Here is a 20,520-nt window from a genome sequence, read left to right as displayed (position 1 = left end):
CGATAGCGGAGATCGGGGACGAAACGGTCAGACCCGCTGAAAGATCCAGCGCGCCTGCGCGGTATCGGCGATGGCGCCCTCCAGCACCGCGGGAACCTCACCGGGCGCCTTGTTGGCGTACATCTTTCGGGTGGGATCGGCCACCAGGGTGATGCTGTAGCTGTCGCCGGTCGGGTCGATGTACCAGGTCTGCTCGGTGCCCGTGCCGCACGGCCGTTGCGCCACATCGCTGCTCGCCGCCCGGCGCAGGGTGGGCGCCAGGCACAGCTGTGAGGCGTTGTTGCGGATCTGGTAGATCGGGTGCTCGGCCGTGCCGCCCACCGCCCGCAGGAACCATTGGTCCCGGCCCGCGTCGGCCTCCGCCGGGGCGCGCACCGCGTCCCGGGCGTCGGGCACCATGCGGTAGGCCGGAAACGCCTCCCACAGAATCCGATAGCTCGCATCGCGCTGCACGGGCTCCGCCGACGCGGACGGCACGACCGCCGTCGTGAGCGCGACCCAGCCGACCAGCATCCCGAATAATCGCCGAGCAACCATCGACATCCTTTCGCACCGCGAGGTAACGCTGCCCGGGGCGGGCAGCACTTACTATTCGATGCCGGGGCGTCGATGGTTCGCGCGGGCGGGACTGGATATCCGGTGGATACGAGCGACGAGGAAGGCGGTATCGGTGATGTTCAAGTCCGGCATGGAGAAGGCGGTGCGGTCGCTGCTGGACAACGGGTCCCGGATGCAGGCTCCGGCGGTTCGACGGTACGTGGACAAGATGCGGCGCAAGCATCCCGAGGAGACCCCCGCCCAGATCCTGCAGCGGCTGGAGCGCCGTTACCTGTTCAGCGTGACCAGCGCGGGCATGCTCGTCGGCACGATCGCGGCCGTGCCCGGCATCGGCACCGTGCTGTCGCTGTTCGCGCTGAGCGCCGAGACCGTGTTCTTCCTCGAGGCCACCGCGGTGTTCACCCTCGCCGTCGCCGCGGTGCACGGCATGGTACTCGAGGACCGCGAGCGCCGCCGCGCGCTGGTGCTCGGAATCGCCTTGGGCGAGAGCGGGAAATCGGTCGTGCAGCAGGGCGTCGGCCGGTCGGCGAAGAACTGGCCCGATCTGCTCGCCAACCGGATTCCCGGCATCCGGAGCATGAACGACGGGCTGATGAAGCGCTTCCTCGTGCAGATGATCACCAAGCGCGCGGTGCTGATGTTCGGCAAGGTGCTGCCCGCCGGGATCGGCGCGGTGATCGGCGGCGTCGGCGACCGCATGATGGGCCGCACCGTGATCGACAACGCCCGCAAGGCATTCGGGCCCGCGCCCGCGAGCTTCGATCCGCCGCATCCGGATTCCGCGCCGTCGCGCGCCCTGAGCAGCTGAGGGGCGTCGTCTCCTGACGTCTCCCAGGGGAGCACGGTCACGGGGTACAGGCGTTGACGGGCCGTCGCCCTACGGGACCACGGTCCCCTGGAACGCCGCGGCGGCGAGATACGCCCGGCACGAGGGACCGTGCCCGGCATGCACCCGCAGGAGGAAATGCGCCTTCTCCGGGGACAATCCGATCGGCTCGGCCGAACAGTCGCGATACTGCGCGAGCCACAGATCGGCCATGCCCGGTGGGGGCTGCACCGTCTCGATCACCTGCACCACCCCGATCCTTTCAGCGGATGGCGAACGGATGGAATTTCGAAACCGTGTTTCCCCGGGGTTTCCCCTCGGCGCGGGGACCTACACCAGATCCACTCGATCGAGGGTCCGACCGGCCACGGCCCGCGCGCGCAGCCGGGCGATGGTCTCGTCGTAGGGGGAGAGCGGCTCGTCGGGCCGGGCCGCGGGATCGGGGTCGGGTTCCACGCCTCCGAGTAGGCGCCGGGCCCGATCGTGCGTGGACGTACAGGAGTTGATCGAGGTCGACATGGCCTTACCTCCTGGAGCCGGGTCCGTGGCCGGACCGCCCTGGATCGAGGAATACCCCCGCCGACCCCACTTCAACCGGACATAGCGCGTTCCGTTACCGCCGCGCCGGAGCCGGGCCGCGGCACGGACCGCTCGGTCCGGCGAAAGTGGCTGCGCCCCTGCGGTTCCGGCCGTTTGACCGGCTCGTCGCCGGGTAGTTCCGCCTCGATCTCCAGTAGAACGGGTGCGCGAATGTCCGGGACAACCACACAAGACGAGCCGGTCCCCGCCGGTCCCACCGATCTCCGTTGGCGCGCGTGGTGGGGGGTGCTCCGCCGGACGGTCGCGCGATTCCAGGAGAACAAGATCACCGACTGGGCCGCCGCCCTCACGTATTACAGTGTGCTGTCGGTCTTTCCGGCCCTGCTCGTGCTCACCTCGCTGCTCGGCCTGCTCGGCCCCACCGCCACCCGGTCGCTGATCGACACCGTCCACGAGGTCGGGAACACCAGCGGCACGCGGCTTCTCGAGGACGCCATCACCCAGTTGCAGGGCAGCCGCGCCGCGGCCGGACCGCTGGCGATCCTGGGCCTGGCGACCTCGCTGTGGACGGCCTCGGGATACATCGGGGCCTTCATCCGCGCCGCGAACACCATCTACCGGACCGAGGAGGGGCGGCCGGTGTGGAAGACGATCCCGCTCCAGCTGGCCCTGACCGCGGTCATGATGACGCTGGTGGCCGCGTGCGCGCTCGGGGTGGTGCTGACCGGTCGGGTGGCCGACCGCATCGGGCACTGGGTGGGCCTGGGTTCGGCGGGAATCACGGTGTGGGACATCGCCAAATGGCCCGTGCTGCTGGTGCTGGCCAGTCTCGCCATCGCCCTGCTGTACTGGGCCTCGCCCAATGCCCGCCAGCCCGGTTTCCGCTGGCTGACCCCCGGCAGCACGCTGGCCGTGCTGGTGTGGATCGCGGCCTCGGTCGGATTCACCCTCTACGCAACCCATTTCGGCTCCTACAACAAGGTCTACGGCTCGCTCGCCGGGGCGGTGGTGTTCCTGGTGTGGCTGTGGCTGACCAATGTGGCGGTGCTGCTCGGCGCGCAGTTCGACGCCGAACTGGCCCGGGGTCGGCAGATCGAGGACGGCCAGCCGGAGGATCAGGATCCCGTGCTGCCGCCGCGCGACGATCCCGAGTGACCCGTGATGCCGATCGATAGCTGAGAGTCCGCTGTTGCGGTATTAGATCCGACTCGTCTGGATTTTTCGCCCGATAACTCGAGCTTTTCCGATCGAACATGCGATATTTACAGTTAGCTGAAAGTTTACTGTCGCATGTCACGGGAGGTGTCGGGCCATGGTTGCGGAGTTGGACGTCGAGGTCGCGGTGGTGGGCGCGGGCTTCGGTGGCATCGGAATGGGCGTCGCGTTACGGGAGGCGGGCGTCGCCCGGTTCGTGATCCTCGAGGAGGCCGACGACCTGGGCGGGGTCTGGCGGGACAACACCTATCCCGGCTGCGCCTGCGACGTGCCCTCGCACCTGTACTCGTTCTCGTTCGCGCCCTACCGCAGCACGAGCTGCCGCTACCCCGCGCAGCCGGAGATCCTCGACTATCTGCGCGGCGTCGCGCGCGAGCACGGGCTCGAACCGCATCTGCGCTTCCGCTCCCGGGTCGAGACCGCGGTGTATCAGGACGGCGCCGCCCGCTGGGAGATCACCACCCGCGACGGCGCGCGGATCCGGGCCGACGTGGTGGTCTTCGCCGCCGGGCAGCTGCACCGCCCGCACGTGCCCGACATCCCGGGCCGAGAGTCGTTCGCGGGCGCGATGTTCCACTCCGCGGCCTGGGATCACGACTGCGATCCGACCGGACTGGACGTGGGCGTGATCGGCACGGGATCCAGTGCGGCGCAATTGCTTCCGGACACCGCCGCGCGAGCCCGGCGGGTGACGGTGTACCAGCGCACCCCGCACTGGGTGCTGCCGAAACCGGCCGCCGACTTCGGTCCGCTCAGCCGCGCGGCGCTGCGGCTGCCCGGCGCGCACCGGATGTACCGGCGAGCGCTGTACACCGGGGCGGATCTGCTGCTCGCGCCGATCATGCGGCGCGGCTGGTCGGCGCGGCCCGCGCGCGCACTGGCCCGAATGTATCTGCGCCGCAGCATCTCCGATCCCGAGCTGCGCGCGGCGCTGACACCCGACTACCCGATCGGCGGCAAACGCATCCTCTTCGACAGCGCCTACTACCCCACCCTCACCCGGCCGAACGTGGAACTGGTGACCGATCCCATCGCGCGAATCACGCCGGACGGCATCACCACCGGCGACGGGCGGCACCGCCCGGCCGATGTCATCGTCTTCGCCACGGGATTCCGCGCGCCGGAGTTCCTGGTGCCGATGGAGGTGCGCGGGCGCGGCGGCCGTTCGCTGCGGCAGGAGTGGGCCGCGGGCGCCGAGGCGTACATGGGCCTCGCGGTGCCGGGCTACCCGAACGCCTTCCTCATCGCCGGACCCAATTCGTTCACCCCCGCCGGCAGCAACCCGACGCTGAAGGAACACCAGATCGCCTACATCATCGATTGCCTGCGCTGGCGCGAGCGCACGGGCGCGGCGGCCATCGAGGTCGGCGAGGTCGCCATGCGACGCTACCGGCGGTGGCTGAAGCGGTCGCTGGCGGCCACCGTCTGGCCCGACGGCGTGCGCAGTTGGTACCGGCACCCGAGCGGGCGGGTGACCAACCCGTGGCCCGCCTCGACCCGGGCCTTCGCCCGGATGCTGCGGGCGCCCGTGGACCAGACGTTCGTCCCGGTCGCGGCGGTGACCGACGACCGGCATTTCACTTCGGCAATTATTTAGCTACTATTCGGATTGCGACCCATGTCACCGGGTGTCCGACCGGCGCGTCAGCGCGGGGCCACGGGCACGTTTCAGCGCTGCGAAGCCGGTTATCCGGCTGAACACCGAACACTGTCGCACCACGAAGGGACCTCGCGCGATGACGGAACCCTCGAGCAGCCGGAACGTCGACTCTCGCACGAGCAAGGACTCCTACGACGACATCGAGCCCTGGTTCGACAAGCTCGCCTCCCTCGCCCCCACCGATCCCCATCGCGCACACCTGCGCGACGAGCTGATCGGTCGCTGTCTACCCCTGGCCGAACACATCGCGCGCCGGTTCGCCGGACGCGGCGAGGCCTTCGAGGATCTGCTGCAGGTGGCCCGGGTGGGCGTCGTGCTGGCGGTGGACCGCTACGACGTCACCCGCGGCGCGAACTTCCTGTCCTTCGCCGTGCCCACGGTGATGGGCGAAGTGCGCCGCTACTTCCGCGACAACACCTGGGCCGTGCGAGTTCCGCGGCGGCTCAAGGAGATTCAGCAACTCATCGGCCCGACCACCGAGAAGCTGGCGCAACGGCTCGGCCGGATGCCCACCGCGCGCGAGCTGGCCGCCGAACTCGAGGTGGAGGTCACCGAGATCACCAACGCCCTGGTGGCGGCCAACGGGTACCGGACCGATTCGATCGAGGCCACCGTGGAGGACGGCGAGGATTCGGCGACCCCCCTGCGCGACAGCATCGGCACGGTGGAGCCCTGCTACGAACTGGTCGAGCAGGCCATGGCGGTGCGGCCGCTGATCGATCAGCTGCCCGAACGCGAACGCAGAGCGCTCATCCTGCGCTTCTTCGAGGGCAGGACCCAGACCCAGATCGCCGAGGAGCTGGGCGTCTCGCAGATGCACGTGTCCCGGATTCTCGCCAAGACGTTGCAATCCCTGAAGGACCAGGCTCTCGAGGTTCAGCGTCCCCGCCAGGCCGCCTGATCCACCACCTACCTTCGGGAGAAGCTCATGCGCACCCTCGCCTCGGCGAGCTGGACCCTGTCGGCGGTGTTCGCCGCCTCCGTGACCGCCGGAGTCGGCACCGCGCACGCCGCGGAACTGCCGGTCCTCGGTGGCGGTTCCGGCATCGTCATCGCCAACACCACCGGCTGCACCCTCACCACCATCGGGCACGACGCCGCGGACCGCCTGGTCGGCCTGACCGCCGGGCACTGCGGCGAACCGGGCCAGAGCGTGGTCTCGGAGACCGAGCCGAACGCCGGGATCGTGGGCCGGGTCGCCGCGACCGATCACGAACTCGATTACGCCGTCATCGAATTCGACCCCGATCGGGTCGCACCCTCGGACCGCGTGGGCTCGGTGAGCATCACCGCCGTCGGCGCCCCCGCCAGTTTTCCGGCGACGGTCTGCAAGAAGGGCCGCACCACCGGCACCAACTGCGGCGTCGTCTGGGGCGACGTGCTGGCCCGCGGCACCGAGACGTGGACCCAGATCTGCGTCCTCCCCGGCGATTCCGGCGCCCCCGTCGTCGCGGGCACCACCCTCGTCGGCATGGTCAACGCCTATCTCGGCGTCGGCTGCCTCGGGCCCGAGGTCGGCACGAACATCAGCGCGATCCAGGCCCACCTCGACGCGAGCGGCGGCGTCGGCGCGGGCTTCCGCCCCGCCCTCGGCGCCGAGCAGGGCACACCCCGCGCGGGCGGCAGCTGAGCCGCGCGGATCGGCGCCCGCCGCGAGCGCGAGATCGACTGGGCCGCAAGTCTTTTCGCATCACCGGGACGAGCTCCACGCGCCACCCGACTCCTGGTGATCTCCCCGGCGGTAGCGTGGCGGCATGGCGCAGGAGTTCGAGGAGCGGGCCGGACGGATCGTGGACGTGCTGCTGGCGGACGATCCGCACGCGGCGGCGTGGGCGGGCGATCATCGGGCGGACGAGCGGCTGCCCGACTTCTCGGGCGAGGCGGTGCGGGGGCGGGCGGCGATGTTGCGGGAGGCGTCGCATGTGCTCGCGGAGGTGGACGACGACGCGTTGAACGCCGAGGACCGGGTCGATCTCGAGCTGTTGCGGCGGGAGGTCGACGGGCGGCTGTTCCTGCTGAACGAGGTCCGCGAGCACGAGTGGAATCCCTTGGCGCACAACCCCGGACCGTTGCTGTACGCCCTGCTGGCCCGGCCCTTCGCGCCACCCGAGCAGCGGCTCGCGGCCCTGTCGGCGCGGCTCGCGGCCGTACCGGACGCCCTCGCCACCGCCCGCGCGACACTGGGCGACTGCCCGCGACCGCACGTCGAGACCGCGATCGGTCAGTTCGCCGGGGTCGCGGCCCTGATCCGCGACGAGGTGCCCGCGCTGGCGGCCCGCGTGCCGGGCGCCGACGTGCGCGCGGAATCCGCGGCGGCGCTCGCGGCCCTGGCCGACTTCGGCGACTGGCTCACCGCGCGCCTGGAGCGTTCCGACCGCGATCCCCGGCTGGGCCGACGGCTGTGGGAGGCCAAGCTCTGGCACACCCTCGACACCGAACTCCCCGCCGCCGAGATCCTCGACCGCGCGCACCGGCATCTCGATCACCTGCACGAGCGGATCCGCGACGCCGCGGGCGAACTGCTGGGCGTCGCGCACCCCGACGACGACACCGTCCGCACCGCCCTGGACCGGGTCGCGGCCGACCACCCCGACGACGACACCATCGTGGCCGCCGCCCGCGCCGCCCTCGCCGCCGCCCAAACCTTCGCCGCCGCACACGAATTCGTCTCCTCCGTCCCCGACACCCTGGTCGTGCAGGAGATGCCCGAATTCGCCCGCGGCGTGGCCGTCGCCTACTGCGATCCCGTCGGCCCCCTCGAAACCGCCGACATCCCAACGTTTTTCGCCATCGCGCCCACCCCGTCGGGGTGGCCCGCGTCCCGGGTGCGCTCGTTCTACCGCGAGTACAACCACCACATGCTGCGCAACCTGGCCGTGCACGAGGCCGTGCCGGGCCACTTCCTGCAACTCGCCCACGCGCGCCGGTTCCGCGGCTCCACCCCCGTTCGGGCGCTCTGCGCGAGCGGCGCCTTCATCGAGGGCTGGGCGGTCTACGCGGAGGAACTCATGACCGACCACGGCTTCGGCGGACTTCCGGTCCTGTTGCAGCGCTTGAAGTCCCACCTGCGCACGACCGTGAACGCCATCCTCGACCACGGCGTGCACTGCGCCGAACTCGACGAGGCCGCGGCCATGGACCTCATGCTGCGCCGCGGCTTCCAGGAGGAGGGCGAGGCGGCGGGGAAATGGCGGCGCGCCCTACTCGGATCCACCCAGCTGTCCACGTATTTCGTGGGTTACTCCGAGATATCGGCGATCGCCGCCGAACGCCCGCCCGAGATATCACCGCGCGCGTGGCACGACGCGATGCTCGCGCACGGCTCTCCCTCACCCCGGCTGCTGCGCGAGCTGCTCACCGAGACACGCCGCGAGAATCACCGGTAATTCCAATAACCGGTGGTTTGCTCGAGGAATGGGATCGATCGCGAAGGTGACCGTGACGGTCATGGCGGTATGCGCGATATCGGTCTGCGCCGGTCCCGCGGCGGCCGACGACGAGATCGCGACCGACTCGGATCTGGTCGAGGCGGGCCTGGGCCTGGGCTCGTCGCTGTACCGGCTGGCCCCGCAGACGATCGCGCGACTCATCGTGCCGCCCGACCAGTTCGACTCCTTCGACAACATCATCACCCGCGAGAGCGGTTGGAACGTCTTCGCGATCAATCCGACCTCGGGCGCCTACGGCCTGCCGCAGGCGCTGCCGCCGTTCAAGATGGCCACCCACGGCTGGGACTGGCCGGTCAATCCGGTCACCCAGATCCGTTGGGCCTACGATTACATGAACCAGCGCTACGGCAGTCCGAACGCGGCCTGGGCATTCTGGCAGGCGCACGGGTGGTATTGACCACCGCTCGTGGGCAACCCGACAGGTAGTGCCCCGCGGTAACGATTGTGAACCCCCTCGTGCAGCTGTCAGAATCGAACCGAGGGTTGCGAGCACTCTGACTGCTGCTACCCGTGGAGTCGAATCCCCCGCGGGTTGTCGGGCTAGCGAAAGGCATCGGCCATGTTCGTGCGTGTGTTCGCCCTGTCGTTCATCGTCGCGGTAGCGGGTCTGGTGGGAGCGCTGCTCTACGGCGGTCCCGAGGCGTTGATCCTGGCGTCGATACTCGGGGTGCTCGAGGTGTCGCTCTCGTTCGACAACGCCGTGGTCAATGCCGCTGTGCTCCAGCGGATGAGCCGGTTCTGGCAACGCATGTTCCTCACCGTCGGCGTGCTGGTCGCGGTGTTCGGCATGCGGCTGGTCTTCCCCCTGATCGTCGTGGCCATCGGCGCGCATCTCGATCCGCTCAAGGCGCTCGAGCTGGCGTTGAACCCGCCGCCGGACGGGCTGGCGTACTTCGCCGACGGGCGGCCCAGTTACGAGACCCTGCTCAACGACGCCAATCCCAAGATCGCCACCTTCGGCGGGATGTTCCTGCTGCTGTTGTTCCTGAACTTCGTCTGCGCCGAGCGCGAGATCACCTGGCTGTCCTGGCTGGAACGTCCGCTGGGCCGGCTCGGCCGGTTCCCCATGTTCACCACCGTGGTCTCGCTGGTGACGCTGGTCTTCGTGGCCGGTTTCCTCGCGCCCAACGACAAGGCCGACGTGGTGATGGTCGCGGGCGTGCTCGGCGTGGTCACCTACATCCTCGTCGACGGGCTGGGCAAGCATTTCGACGACGAGCCGGAGGAGGGCGAATCGTCCTCGGGCCCATCCGGACTCGCGGTGCTCACCGGTCGCGCCGCCTTCTTCAGCTTCCTGTACCTGGAGGTGCTGGACGCGTCGTTCTCCTTCGACGGCGTGATCGGCGCGTTCGCCATCACCTCCGACCCGATCATCATCGCGCTGGGCCTGGGCCTGATCGGCGCGATGTTCGTCCGGTCGATCACGGTGTACCTGGTCCGGCGGGGCACGCTGTCGGAGTACGTGTACCTCGAGCACGGCGCGCACTGGGCCATAGGCGCGCTCGCGCTCGTGCTGCTGTACTCGACCGGCCGCCACGTGGACGAGATGACCACCGGCCTGATCGGCGTCGCCATCATCGCCGCCGCCTATCTGAGCAGCGTCGTGCACAACCGCCGCCACCGCGTGTCGCGCGACGACACGCCCGCCGAGACCGATCTGGAACTCACCGAGCCGCCCCGCGAATACGTCGGTCCCGCCTCCGGTTCCGGCCCCTAGCGCCCGCGCTCGACGACGCCGCGCAGGAACGCCGCCTGGCCCGCGTGTTGCAGGTCGTCGGAGATCACGCTCACCAGCCGCACGCCCAGCGTCACCGGCGGATCCCAGCGACGGTCCACGACGCGCGGCAGATCGGCGTCGGTGAGCGTCGCGAGGTACCGCAGCGTCTGTTCGTGCACCGCGTCGTAGTACCCCGTGAGCACCTCCGCCGACGCCCTGACGATCCCCACCCGCTCCGCGTCGTGCCCGTACCCCGTCTCGGCCGGATCGATGGGCAGCCCGAACCGCTCGTACCACCCCTTGGCCGTCCAGATCTGCTCGAGCCCGGCCACCTCGGCGATGTGGTCGTCCTGGACCCGGGTCAGATGCCAGACCAGCCAGGCGATCGAATTGGCCGCCGGATCCACCCGATACGTCAACGCGGCCTCGTCCAGCCCGTCGACGGCCTCGTGGACCACCTCGCGGATCCGCCCGTACCCATCGGTCAACACCTCGATACCGCTCATGATCAACTCCCGCCCTCGCAGCGATCCGGTCGCCGTCGACGCTAGCCGGTACCACCGACAAGTTCAGGCGGCCGACACGACCGAGGGCCGCAGCAGCCGATCCACCACCCGCAGACACAACAGCGCCACCGCCCCCTCGAGCGTGAGCCCGAGCTCCGCGGCCCGCACCGCCGCCATCTCCAGCGCCACCTCGTCATCGACCAGCCTTGGGTCACTGAGGATTTCATCGAGCACCATCCCGTGTGCCGCTCGCGCCCGATCGAGCCGCCGCCCCGGCAACCAACTCAGCACCCACCCCCCGTCCTCGCCCGCCCCGACGAACCGAGCCACCTCCGGCGTCTTGTCGCTGAAGATCGCCCCCGATGTGAATTCCAGAGTCATGTCATCCCCCTCGGCCCCCGCGCTGATACCCCCGAGCGTAAACAGCCGCTCCTCACCGGGCCAAGTGGTTATGCCGCCCAACCAGGCCACCCCCGCCGGACATTCGCTCGCCCGATGATCGAATACGTCCGGCCGCCGGCACTTTCGCCACCACCTACGCGCCGGTCGATTCATCCCACGACGACGGCGACTGCCGCGAATTGTTTCGCTCGGCGCTGGAGCAACCCTGGACGGGCGGTCGCCCGCAGTGATCGGCGAGGCGGCGGATCATGGCGACCATGGCGGCGCTGTAGGCGTGGCTGGCGGCGGCGGGGCGGCGGGCGGGGTAGTTCGAGCGATGCGTGACGGTCACGCCCGCGCGGATCACGGTGGCGTCCAAGACCGTTGCGACGCAGTTGCCGCCCGCCTTGCCGGCGAGATCCACGACGACCGCGCCGGGGCCGAGGGCGGCCAGCGCGGCCGCGTCCACCAGCACCGGGGCGGGCTCGCCCCGACGGGTCGCGGCGCAGATCACCAGATCGGGCTTCGCGGCATCGATGATGTCGACGATGCCCGCGGCGGCGAGCCGGAACTCGCAGGGGCCCACGGGGATCAGCGCGTCCCGCTGCTCGGGGCGCAGACCGACGACCACCGGCGGCTCGTCCGCGCCGGCGTGCGCGGCGGCGACCGCCGAGCGCCCGGCCTGACCGCAGCCCAGCACGAGCGAGCGAACCGGTCGACCGCGGACGTGGGCGGGCAGCAACCGGCGGCCCGCCCGGTAGGCGACGCTCCCGGCGATCCGGCTCATGGCGGTCAGGGCGTCGACCTCGGGCGCGTCGCCGGGCGAAACCCATTCGAACGCAATCGATTCCATGCCCGCCGCGCGCAGGGCCGCGATCTGCCCGGCCCGGTGGATCGGATCCTGGAAGCCGACCAGCGTCAGGCCGGGCCGGTGCGGTACGGACTCGAGTGGGAAGGCGGGCGGTTTCACCCACGCGACCAGATCGGCGGGCGCGAACACCGCCGCCGCGGTCGGGGCCAGCCGTGCGCCCGCCGCACGATAGTGCTCGTCGGCGAATCCGGCCGCGCGCCCCGCCCCGGCCTGCACGACAACCTCGTGCCCCATGGCGGCGAGCCGCGCCGCCCCCGGCGGGGTGAGCGCGACCCGGCGCTCGCGCGGCGCAGTCTCCCGCGGCACCCCCACGATCACGACGGCATCGAATCGAGTTCGGGCAGACCGTATTCCACCAGCGCGGCGCGATAGGTCAGCCCGCCCGCGAGCTCCCCCACCAGCCGCATCAGCCGGTCGAACATCTCGTCGGCCAGGTCCCGCGACTCCCGCCGCGGGGCCTTGCGCGGCGCGAGCACATTGAGTCGCACCCCGAGCCGGGGCGACCCGGTGCGGTCCAGGGCGACACTGTCGATGCCCGCGGCCACCAGCAGTAGATCCTCGAGGCGCGCTGCGGAATCGACCCCGGCCGCCGCCAGCAGCGCCGCGTCGAACTCCACCGACAGGAACATCCCCTCGGCACTGCCCAACGGCCGCAACACCTTCCGGCCCGCCTGCCGGTTGAGGTCGTCGATCCGATCGAGCGCCCCGCTCATCTGCTCGCGCATCAGCTTGCGGTTGTGCTCGAAGTAGCGGTCGGGGGTGTGCTCGAGCACCGCGCGGGCCAGATGCGCGGTCTCCCGCTGGAACGCGATGGTGAGCCGGGCCCGGATGCGGGCCAGCCAGTCGGCGTCGCCGGTGCAGGCCGCGCCGATCTTGCACGGCCCGAAGGCGTTGTAGCCCTTGGAGTTACCGGTGAGGGTGAGCACCCGGTCGTACATCCGCACCGGACCCGCCGCGGTGTCGACCTCGAGCGCCGCCAGCGGCAGGTGCGCGGCCACCAGCCGATCGAAGGCCATATCGCACACCACCGGCACCTCGGCCTCGGCGAGCACCCGCGCGACGGCCAGCAGTTCGGCCTTCGAGTAGCGGGCCACCACCGGATTGCCGGGCAGGGTGAGCAGCACACCGCACAGTTCGCCGGTGCCTCGATAGTGCGCGAGGCAGTCGGCCAGCGCTTCGGGATCGATCGCGAATCGATCGTCCGGCGTGGCCGGGCAGCAGACGATGCGCAGTCCCGCCTTGCGGACGTGGAGACCCGCGCTCTTGTAGAAGCCTTCCGGGCACACGATCACGCCGCCGGGCCGGGCCAGTGTCGCCACCGCCTCCTCGAGCAGGATGGTGCTCGAATACGGGCAGACGAGCACCTCCTCCGGCCGCACACGCACGCCCGCAACGCCGTCGGCGGGACGAACGAATCGCTCGAACAGCCTGTCGGCGGCCAATTCCCGCAGGACGGCGGGCTGCCGCTTGTCGTAACCGGCGTAGTCCGGCGGCGGATCGGTGTGCAGCAACTCCGACCAGGCCCGGTCGAGCGCCCGCACGGCCGCGGAATCCGGGCCCAAGCCGGTCTCGCCGTGGTAGGCGTCGATGATTCCCTCGTAGGTGCGGCCCGCGGTGCCGGCGAAGCGCGCGGCGGAGGGCAGCGCCTCGCGCACCGAACGCTTGCGCGCCTCGGAGCGCGTCGACAACTCGGCGACGTCGGAAACGAACCGGGTCACGGGTGCCCGGCTTCCGTCGCCGTCTCCCCCGGCGCGGGCACCCGCGCCCAGGCCCGGGCGAGCGCCTCGCGGAACAACTCCCGGCAGTTGCCCTGCGTGAGCCGGTCGAATCGCGCCAGCTCCGGGGCCGCCGCGATCTCGTTGACGGTCAGCGCCGAACCCATCAGCCGCAGTTCGTACAGCTTCTCGAACCGCCGAATCGCGAAGGCCACATCGTGTTTGAGCGCCGAGAACCGGGTCGCCACCCGCGCCTGCCGCGAGTAGTCGTACTCCCCGATGCACACGTAGCGGTCGTCGACGACGAGCATGCTCTGCGCGTTGCGCGCGTGCTCGCGCTTGACCAGCACGCTCTCCACCCCGGACCGCACCTGCCACCACAGTTTCTCGTCGTAGGGCCAGACGTCCTCGATGCTGTCGAGCACGTACATCCGGCGCACCCGGATGCGCGGCTCGTGCACGGCGTCGGCGAGCCGCACGATCGCGGCGTGATAGTCGTCGCCCACGTCGCCGCCGATCGTGCCGAGATCGGCGGTGTGGATGGCCAGCACCGAACGCTCGGCCTGTTCGAGAATCGTGAGCCAGTCGGCGACGGTGTTCCACTCCCACACCGTGGCGCTGCGCGAGGGGATCTGGGCGAGGATCTCCTCGGCGCGGTCGAGCTGGCGCGCGGCGATGAGCCGCAGCGGCTCGATGTCCTTGGCCGAGGTCTGGGTGTCGATCACGCTCTGGGCGATCGACAGCACGCGCTCGACCACCTCGGGATCCTTCCCGAGCAGAATGTTGAATCGCATCCGCAGGTCGTAGTGCGCGCCCGCGGCATCGGCGGCGGTGTCGGTGACCGTGGCCATCGGAAGTTCCTCGCCCAGTGCGGAACTCAGCCGCTCCCGCAGCGGTAACGGCGGGACGCGGGTGCCGTTCTCGATCTGCTGGATCAGGCTGCGCGAGCAGTCCGCCTTCTTCGCCAGAGCCGCCTGGGTGTAGCCCCGCTCGATACGGAGGCGGCGCACCAGGTTTCCTATCGGCTCCCCACCAGGGTGGCCAGAGAGTGTCACGATGCCAAATTCTAGCCACACATATGCCTGCGTGTGTCAATGGCACCGGCGAGAGATTCTCGCGGCGGCGGACTCGGTGCGAAACCTCGATTGTACTGACACACAAGGGAACTCATCCGGCCGTTTTTCTGCCCGAAACCGTTCGAAGCGGCATTGTTTCACGCAATTCCGGTCGAATATCCGGACACAGCAGGATGATTGATCACGCATCTGCTTCGATTCGAGCATTCAGGTATCGAAAATATCCAAATGTGGCACGAGGCTTACATTGACACCCGAGGTCGCCGCTTCGTAGCATTTAGAAACAGCCATTGCCGTCGACGACGGCGACGGCTTCGATAACGAGGAGGTGCTCCCCATGGCACTCCGGATCACCGCGTGGCTGATCACCAGCGATGTCACTCCCGAACTGGCACAGTACCTTCCGAGCGCGCGGGGCGGGCACTGGGCCCTGAGCTGGCTGCCCGGCGTCCCCCTCACCCGCGATCAAGCGCTCAGCGGGATGGTGCTGGACGAACTCCTCAGCGATCCGCGGCTCGTAGCCAACGACGTGGCTTTCGAGCTGGCCGCCTTCCGCGCGGCCGAGGTGGGAATCACTCTGGAGCAGGCGCTGATCCGGCTCTACGGCCGCATCCTCGCCCGCGATACCGAGGCGTCCCGGGGGGACGGGCCCGGCCGGCCGCTGCTGGCGGCCGGTCGGGTGTAACCCTCACATCGAGGGCAGCTGCTCGCCCTGCACGACCTCGATGTCGAGATCGATCTTGACCGTGGTGCCGACCGCCGCCACGCCCGCCCGCACGATCGCGTTGTAGTCGATCGCGAAATCGTTGCGGTACAACAGGGTTTCGGCGTGGAACGCGGCGCGCACCCCGCCCCACAGGTCCGGTCCCCAGCCGCCGAAGGTGACGGCCAGTTCGACCGGCCGCACCTGGCCGTGCAGGGACAGCTCGCCCGGCATGGCGAAGGTGTCCGGTCCGGTGCGCCGGAAACCCTTGCCGGTGAAGGAGATCAGCGGATAGTTCTCGACGTCGAGGAACTCCGCCGAGCGCAGATGGTCGTCGCGCATCCCGATGCCGGTGTCGATGCTGGCGGCCTTGATCTCGGCGAAACCGGTTGTGCCCTCGAAGTTCTCGGTGATCTCGAGCCGCCCGCCCACCTCCGGGAACCGTGCCTTGATGCTCGCGATGCCCAGATGCCGCGCGGTGACCTGCACCGTGGAGTGCACCGGATCGATGGTCCACGGCCCGGCGGGGGGCGCGGAGACCGCGCCCGCCTCCTGTTCGAGCACGACGTCGCCGAGATCGCCGGAACCGTCGGCGGCGACGCGCGCCACCCGGGCCACCGGCCGGAAACCGGGCGCGGTGACGACCGCGGTGTGCGCTCCCGCGGGCAGCGGCTCGGTCGCCGCCGCCCCGGTCGCGTCCGCCGCGGCCCGCGCCAGCTGCCGCCCCGTCGAATCGGTCACTGTCAGAACGGCATCCGGCACCGGCCAACCGTCGGCGGTGTGGATGCGGGTGATCAAGCCACTCATGACTACCTGTCGCTCACGCGGATGTGTTGTCGTATCCCAGTCGCACGTCGTGGGTGGTCTCGCCGCCCACCACGCTGACCCGGCCGCTCACCGGCGGGTAGCCGCGGGCCACCACGGTGTACTCGCCCTCGGGCAGATCGGTCAGCACGTACCGGCCGTTGTCGTCGGTGCGCGCGGACGCGATCTCGCTGCCCTGCTCGTCGAGCACCGAGACGTACGCGTCGCGCACGGCCCGTCCGTCGGCCGAGGCCGCGCCGGACAGCACCGTCATCGCCGACAGCTCGACGTCGTGGTGCAGCAGCCCGCTGTCGGGAACGGTGAGAGCCGTTGCCGCGGGCCGCATGTGCTCGGCGACCGCGACGAGGGTGTAGGTGCCCGACACCACGCCCTGGCAGACGTAGGCGCCGTCCGCGCCGGTGACCGCGGCGCCGACCACCTCGCCGCGCATATCGGTCAGCGTGACCGTCGCGCCCGCCACCGGCTCGCCGCGCCCGGCCTTGCGCACCACGCCGGACAGTTCGCCCGAACCCTGCAGGGCGATGTCCAGCGCCTGCGCGCGATCGCCGACGTGCACGTTCACCGCCGCGGGCTGATGTCCGGCCGCCGACACGATCAGCACGTAGTCGCCCGGGTCCGGGGCCGAGATCCGGTAGCCGCCGTCGCCGCCGCCGGTGGTCCGCGAAACCTGGTGTCCGCGTTGGTCGATCAGCGTCAGCACCGCACCGGGCACGGCCCGGCCGTCCTCGCGGCGCACGTGTCCGTCCAGCGACCGGCCCTCGCCGTCGTCGTAGGACACCGGTTCGGCCGCCGTCAGCTGCGCGACCGCGCCGTGCGCGGTGCTGCCGTTGGTCGCGGCGCCCTGATGGGCGAGCACGCGGGCGGGTTCGGGATCGGCCGCGTGCCTGCCGCCGCGCACCGGCGCCGCCGCCGCGAACACCTCGACCCGCTCCCGGTCCGCCTCGGCGGGCACGGTCTCCGCGGCGAATTCCGTTGCGGGCGAGGCCGACTCGGCCGCGGCGTCCACGGGCTCGGGCGCCTGCGGGGCCGCGGCGGCCGCGCCCGGATCCTTGAGCGGGATCTCGCGCATGAACAGCAGCACGAACGAGGCCAGCAGCGCCACCGCGGTGGCCGCGTAGAACACCCCGTGCAGGGAGTTGGTGAACCCGATCAGGATCGGATCCTTCACCTGCGGGGGCAGCGCGCCCAGACCGCTGGTGTTGCTCTGCAACTGGTTCAGCTTGCCGGTGTCGAACCCGGGCGGCAGGTTGCCGCCGAAGGCGTCGACGATGCGGTGCGGCAGCAGGTTGAACAGGATGGTCAGGAACACCGCCACGCCCAGCGTGCCGCCCATCTGGCGGAAGAAGGTGGCCGACGCGGTGGACACGCCCATATCCGAACGGGGACCGGCGTTCTGGGCCGCGAGGATCAGCGTCTGCATACACCCGCCGAGCCCGAAGCCGATGATGCCGCTGTAGAGCAGCGGCTGCCACAGCGGGCTGTCGAAGTGCACCTGCGCGTACAACGCCGTACCGCACGCCACGATGAACGTGCCCAGCACGGGCAGGAACTTGTAGCGCCCGGTGAACCGGGTGATCTGCCCGGAGATCTGCGAACCCAGCATGATGCCCAGCACCATCGGCAGCATCATCAAACCGGCCTTGGTGGGCGAGAATTCGCGCACCACCTGCAAATACAGCGGAACCATCGAGATGCCGCCGAACATCGCCACACCGACGATGAAGCCGCCGAGGATCGTCACGCTGAACGTCGAATTGCGGAACAGCCGCAACGGGATCAGCGCGGCGTCGCGCATCAGGTACTCGACGAACAGGAACAGCAGCAACCCGATCGCGCCGATCGCGTAGCAGATGATCGCCTTGCGCGAGTCCCACCCCCAGCCGCGGCCCTGTTCGGCCACGATCAGCAGCGGCACCACGCAGATCGCGAGGGTGATCGCGCCGAACCAGTCGACGCGGTGGTTCTGCCGCTGATGCGGGGTGTTGAGCACCCGGGCGACCACGGCCAGCGCGACGACACCGATCGGCACGTTCACCAGGAACACCCAGCGCCAGCCGTCCAGCCCCCACAGGTGGTCGAAGCCCGACAGCCAGCCGCCCAGCACCGGGCCGAGCACGGTCGCGCTGCCGAACACGATCATGAAGTAGCCCTGGTAGCGCACGCGCTCGCGGGCCGGGACGATATCGCCGATGATGGTGAACGCCAACGACATCAGGCCGCCCGCGCCCAGGCCCTGGAACGCGCGGAACCCGGCCAGCTCGTACATCGAGGTGGCGAAGGTACACGCGGCCGAGCCGATGACGAACAGGCCGATCGCGGTGAGGTAGAACGGCTTTCGCCCGTAGATGTCGGCGAGCTTGCCGTAGAGCGGGGTGCTGATCGTCGCCGTGATCAGGTAGGCGGTCGTCGCCCACGCCTGCTGGTCGAAGCCGTGCAGACTGTTGGCGATGCGCACGATCGCCACGCTCACGATGTTCTGGTCGAGTGCGGCGAGGAACATGCCCAGCAGCAGGCCCGACAACACGGTCAGGATCTGCCGGTGCGACAGTGTCGTGCCCGCACCCGACGCCGGGGCCGGCTGCGCGGCCGGCGCCTCGGCGGTCGAATTCGTCATAGTGGTGGCCTTATTTCGGTTCGGCTGTCGATGGGGGGATTGCTTCGATACTGCTGTTGAGGCGGTCGAGCAGGGTGATCAGGGTGGTCCGGTCGGCGGGCGGCCAGTCACCCAGCAGATCGGCCATCCACAGATTGCGCAACCTGCGATTCTCCTCGAAGACGCGCTGCCCCTCGGCGGTGGCCGCCAGGACGCAGGCGCGCCCGTCGATCGGATCGGCCCGGCGCTCGACCAGACCGTGGGCCACCAGCGTTCGGGTCTGTCTGCTGATGGTCGACATCTCGGCATGCAGCTGCTCGGCGAGTTTGCCCGTTCGCTGCGGACCGTCGTGCACCAGGCAGAACAGGACGGAGTAGGCGAGCTTCTCCAGCCCGTCCGGCCCGTGCTTGGCCAGTTGCCCCTTGGCCCGATTGATCGCGCGCACGAACCGGAGCAGCTGCGCGCCGAGCAGATCCGCGTCGTCGAACGCGGCGGCGTTGCTGTCCAGACCCACGGCGGTCATCGGCGATCACCTCGATACAACGGAGTTAATTAGCACGCACAACTAGTTGCCTGTGCCAACTATACGCATGCCGCCCGGTGCCCCCGCAAATCGTTTTCCTCAGAACAACGTCATCGGCTTCCTGAGAACGATCAGGGACTTCCTCAGAACAACGTCATCGGCGCGCTGTCGGTGGGTTCGGGCAGCGGGGACAGATCCGGCAGCCGGGCGCGCACGTCGTCGTGGAAGCGGCGGGCCAGGGTGAGGGCGTCGGCGTTGTCGGGGGTGTGCACGAACACCGTCGGCGAGCGGCCCTCGCCGAGCCAGTCGACGCAGGCGTCCACCCAGCGCGTCCAGCCCGCGGCCGTGACCTCCGGATCGTCGCGGCCGATGTAGCGCACGATCGGATGGTCGGTCAGCGCCGCCGTGCGCAGCGCGACCCGCGGCTTGCGCGTCCAGGCGTCGCGCTCGGCCTCGGTGCCGGGCCGGGTCGCGAACAGCGTGGTGGTGTCGAACGGAATCCATTCGGTGCCGGTGCGACCCAGCACGTATTCCAGTTGCCGGGCGGTCCGCTCGTCGTCGAAGAAGGCCGGATGCCGAACCTCCACGGCGTAGCGATGATTCGCGGGCAGCCGACCCAGGAACCGGGCAAGGGCCCCGAGGTCGGTGGGCGCGAAGGAGGCGGGCAGCTGGACCCAGATCGCGTGCGCGCGGGGACCGAGCGGTTCGACGGCCTCGAGGAACGCCCGCACCTCGGCGTCGGCGTCACTCATCCGGCGTTCGTGGGTGATGGTCCGCGGCAGCTTGACCACGAAGCGGAAATCGGGGGCCGTCTGCTCGGCCCAGCCCGCGACGGTCTGCCGGGTGGGAGTCCCGTAGAAGGTGGTGTTGCCCTCGACGGCGTTGCACCAGCCCGCGTAATCCCGCAGCCGCGACTTGGCGTGCGGCTGGCGGTCCTGCCATGCGGTGTGCGTCCACTGCGCACATCCGACGTGAAGCTGCATAGCACCTTTATGCACCCATCCGGGCCGGGCGTCCAAGGGGCTCATGCACCCAGCAGGCGGATCTCCGTATCGAGCGCCCGCCCACCCAGCAAGCGGATCTCGGTATTGAGCGCCACCCACTACGCGCCCAGCAGGCGGATCTCCGTATTCAGCGCCTCGGCCTGGGTACTCAACGCGGCCTCGTCGGGCTGGTCGCCGATGCGGGCGGCGAGGTCGCCGCGGGTGATGACGACCAGCGTGTCCAGGTCGTCCTCGGATCCGGGCTCGATGCGCAGGCTGCCCTCGCTCAGAACCAGGCGGGTGTGCGGGCTCCCGGCGTCGAGCAGCTGGCGTAGGTCCTCCGGCGTGATCTTCGACTTGTCGGCAGTCATGCTGTGCG

The 20,520-nt window shown here is 70.0% G+C and carries 22 protein-coding genes; 9 read left to right on the top strand and 13 right to left on the bottom strand.

Annotation, left to right across the window (positions count from 1 at the left end):
• Positions 1 to 27 precede the first annotated feature (27 nt).
• Positions 28 to 537 (bottom strand): RICIN domain-containing protein, encoded by a 510-nt coding sequence (locus tag ACWDSJ_RS24300; RefSeq protein ID WP_450034463.1) that lies wholly within the window; start codon positions 535 to 537, stop codon positions 28 to 30.
• A gap of 136 nt (positions 538 to 673) precedes the next feature.
• On the opposite strand from ACWDSJ_RS24300, the gene ACWDSJ_RS24295 reads away from it, so the two are divergent.
• A complete protein-coding gene (locus tag ACWDSJ_RS24295) occupies positions 674 to 1,366 on the top strand; it encodes a hypothetical protein (protein WP_450034635.1) in 693 nt (230 codons plus the stop codon).
• Positions 1,367 to 1,435: 69 nt separating this feature from the next.
• Here the strand turns inward: ACWDSJ_RS24295 and ACWDSJ_RS24290 are convergent, their stop codons facing one another.
• Entirely contained in the window at positions 1,436 to 1,633 is a 198-nt protein-coding gene (locus tag ACWDSJ_RS24290) for a hypothetical protein (protein ID WP_450034462.1), read from the bottom strand.
• A gap of 81 nt (positions 1,634 to 1,714) precedes the next feature.
• Positions 1,715 to 1,903, bottom strand: a complete 189-nt coding sequence (locus ACWDSJ_RS24285) for a hypothetical protein (protein ID WP_450034460.1) — start codon at positions 1,901 to 1,903, stop codon at positions 1,715 to 1,717.
• 231 nt (positions 1,904 to 2,134) lie between these two features.
• On the opposite strand from ACWDSJ_RS24285, the gene ACWDSJ_RS24280 reads away from it, so the two are divergent.
• The 7 genes from ACWDSJ_RS24280 to ACWDSJ_RS24250 all read left to right on the top strand — a co-directional run bounded on the left by ACWDSJ_RS24280 (position 2,135) and on the right by ACWDSJ_RS24250 (position 9,965).
• On the top strand, positions 2,135 to 3,079 hold the full coding sequence (locus ACWDSJ_RS24280) for a YihY/virulence factor BrkB family protein (RefSeq protein ID WP_450034458.1): 945 nt from the start codon (positions 2,135 to 2,137) through the stop codon (positions 3,077 to 3,079).
• A 157-nt stretch (positions 3,080 to 3,236) separates the two neighbouring features.
• Entirely contained in the window at positions 3,237 to 4,736 is a 1,500-nt protein-coding gene (locus ACWDSJ_RS24275; protein WP_450034456.1) for a flavin-containing monooxygenase, read from the top strand.
• A gap of 139 nt (positions 4,737 to 4,875) precedes the next feature.
• Positions 4,876 to 5,700: an RNA polymerase sigma factor SigF gene (locus ACWDSJ_RS24270; RefSeq protein WP_450034455.1), complete on the top strand. Its 825-nt coding sequence runs from the start codon at positions 4,876 to 4,878 to the stop codon at positions 5,698 to 5,700.
• Positions 5,701 to 5,727: 27 nt separating this feature from the next.
• The gene (locus ACWDSJ_RS24265; RefSeq protein ID WP_387366680.1) at positions 5,728 to 6,429 is read left to right on the top strand and encodes a S1 family peptidase; all 702 of its coding nucleotides are present in this window, start codon (positions 5,728 to 5,730) and stop codon (positions 6,427 to 6,429) included.
• Between the two features lie 124 nt (positions 6,430 to 6,553).
• On the top strand, positions 6,554 to 8,185 hold the full coding sequence (locus ACWDSJ_RS24260; RefSeq protein ID WP_450034453.1) for a DUF885 domain-containing protein: 1,632 nt from the start codon (positions 6,554 to 6,556) through the stop codon (positions 8,183 to 8,185).
• A 28-nt stretch (positions 8,186 to 8,213) separates the two neighbouring features.
• Complete coding sequence (locus ACWDSJ_RS24255; RefSeq protein WP_450034452.1) at positions 8,214 to 8,645, top strand: aggregation-promoting factor C-terminal-like domain-containing protein; 432 nt, start codon at positions 8,214 to 8,216, stop codon at positions 8,643 to 8,645.
• Positions 8,646 to 8,807: 162 nt separating this feature from the next.
• On the top strand, positions 8,808 to 9,965 hold the full coding sequence (locus ACWDSJ_RS24250) for a DUF475 domain-containing protein (RefSeq protein ID WP_450034451.1): 1,158 nt from the start codon (positions 8,808 to 8,810) through the stop codon (positions 9,963 to 9,965).
• On the opposite strand, the gene ACWDSJ_RS24245 is transcribed toward ACWDSJ_RS24250, so the two are convergent.
• The 5 genes from ACWDSJ_RS24245 to ACWDSJ_RS24225 form a co-directional block, all read right to left on the bottom strand.
• The gene (locus ACWDSJ_RS24245; protein ID WP_450034450.1) at positions 9,962 to 10,471 is read right to left on the bottom strand and encodes a mycothiol transferase; all 510 of its coding nucleotides are present in this window, start codon (positions 10,469 to 10,471) and stop codon (positions 9,962 to 9,964) included. The genes ACWDSJ_RS24250 and ACWDSJ_RS24245 overlap by 4 nt on opposite strands.
• 63 nt (positions 10,472 to 10,534) lie before the next feature.
• On the bottom strand, positions 10,535 to 10,852 hold the full coding sequence (locus ACWDSJ_RS24240; protein ID WP_450034449.1) for a hypothetical protein: 318 nt from the start codon (positions 10,850 to 10,852) through the stop codon (positions 10,535 to 10,537).
• A gap of 154 nt (positions 10,853 to 11,006) precedes the next feature.
• Entirely contained in the window at positions 11,007 to 12,041 is a 1,035-nt protein-coding gene (locus tag ACWDSJ_RS24235; protein ID WP_450034448.1) for a hypothetical protein, read from the bottom strand.
• Positions 12,038 to 13,441 carry a pyridoxal phosphate-dependent aminotransferase gene (locus ACWDSJ_RS24230; RefSeq protein WP_450034447.1) on the bottom strand — a complete coding sequence of 468 codons (1,404 nt, stop codon included), beginning with the start codon at positions 13,439 to 13,441 and terminating at the stop codon, positions 12,038 to 12,040. Before ACWDSJ_RS24230 ends, ACWDSJ_RS24235 begins: the two co-directional genes overlap by 4 nt.
• Entirely contained in the window at positions 13,438 to 14,493 is a 1,056-nt protein-coding gene (locus ACWDSJ_RS24225) for a helix-turn-helix transcriptional regulator (protein ID WP_450034445.1), read from the bottom strand. Before ACWDSJ_RS24225 ends, ACWDSJ_RS24230 begins: the two co-directional genes overlap by 4 nt.
• Before the next feature lie 358 nt (positions 14,494 to 14,851).
• Here ACWDSJ_RS24225 and ACWDSJ_RS24220 point away from each other — a divergent pair, with 358 nt between their 5' ends.
• A complete protein-coding gene (locus ACWDSJ_RS24220; protein ID WP_387366707.1) occupies positions 14,852 to 15,199 on the top strand; it encodes a hypothetical protein in 348 nt (115 codons plus the stop codon).
• 3 nt (positions 15,200 to 15,202) lie between these two features.
• Here the strand turns inward: ACWDSJ_RS24220 and ACWDSJ_RS24215 are convergent, their stop codons facing one another.
• From ACWDSJ_RS24215 to ACWDSJ_RS24195, 5 genes are all read right to left on the bottom strand, one after another.
• Entirely contained in the window at positions 15,203 to 16,024 is an 822-nt protein-coding gene (locus tag ACWDSJ_RS24215; RefSeq protein ID WP_450034444.1) for a YceI family protein, read from the bottom strand.
• A gap of 13 nt (positions 16,025 to 16,037) precedes the next feature.
• Positions 16,038 to 18,656 carry an MFS transporter gene (locus tag ACWDSJ_RS24210; protein ID WP_450034443.1) on the bottom strand — a complete coding sequence of 873 codons (2,619 nt, stop codon included), beginning with the start codon at positions 18,654 to 18,656 and terminating at the stop codon, positions 16,038 to 16,040.
• 10 nt (positions 18,657 to 18,666) lie between these two features.
• Complete coding sequence (locus ACWDSJ_RS24205) at positions 18,667 to 19,158, bottom strand: MarR family winged helix-turn-helix transcriptional regulator (protein ID WP_387366715.1); 492 nt, start codon at positions 19,156 to 19,158, stop codon at positions 18,667 to 18,669.
• Positions 19,159 to 19,301: 143 nt separating this feature from the next.
• The gene (locus ACWDSJ_RS24200; protein WP_450034440.1) at positions 19,302 to 20,141 is read right to left on the bottom strand and encodes a DUF72 domain-containing protein; all 840 of its coding nucleotides are present in this window, start codon (positions 20,139 to 20,141) and stop codon (positions 19,302 to 19,304) included.
• A 119-nt stretch (positions 20,142 to 20,260) separates the two neighbouring features.
• The gene (locus tag ACWDSJ_RS24195) at positions 20,261 to 20,512 is read right to left on the bottom strand and encodes a hypothetical protein (RefSeq protein ID WP_387366721.1); all 252 of its coding nucleotides are present in this window, start codon (positions 20,510 to 20,512) and stop codon (positions 20,261 to 20,263) included.
• Positions 20,513 to 20,520: the final 8 nt, after the last annotated feature.

This window comes from Nocardia sp. NPDC003482 (assembly GCF_053588115.1).
The sequence above is the reverse complement of the archived record's forward strand: the minus strand, read 5'-3'. Positions and strand labels throughout refer to the sequence as shown.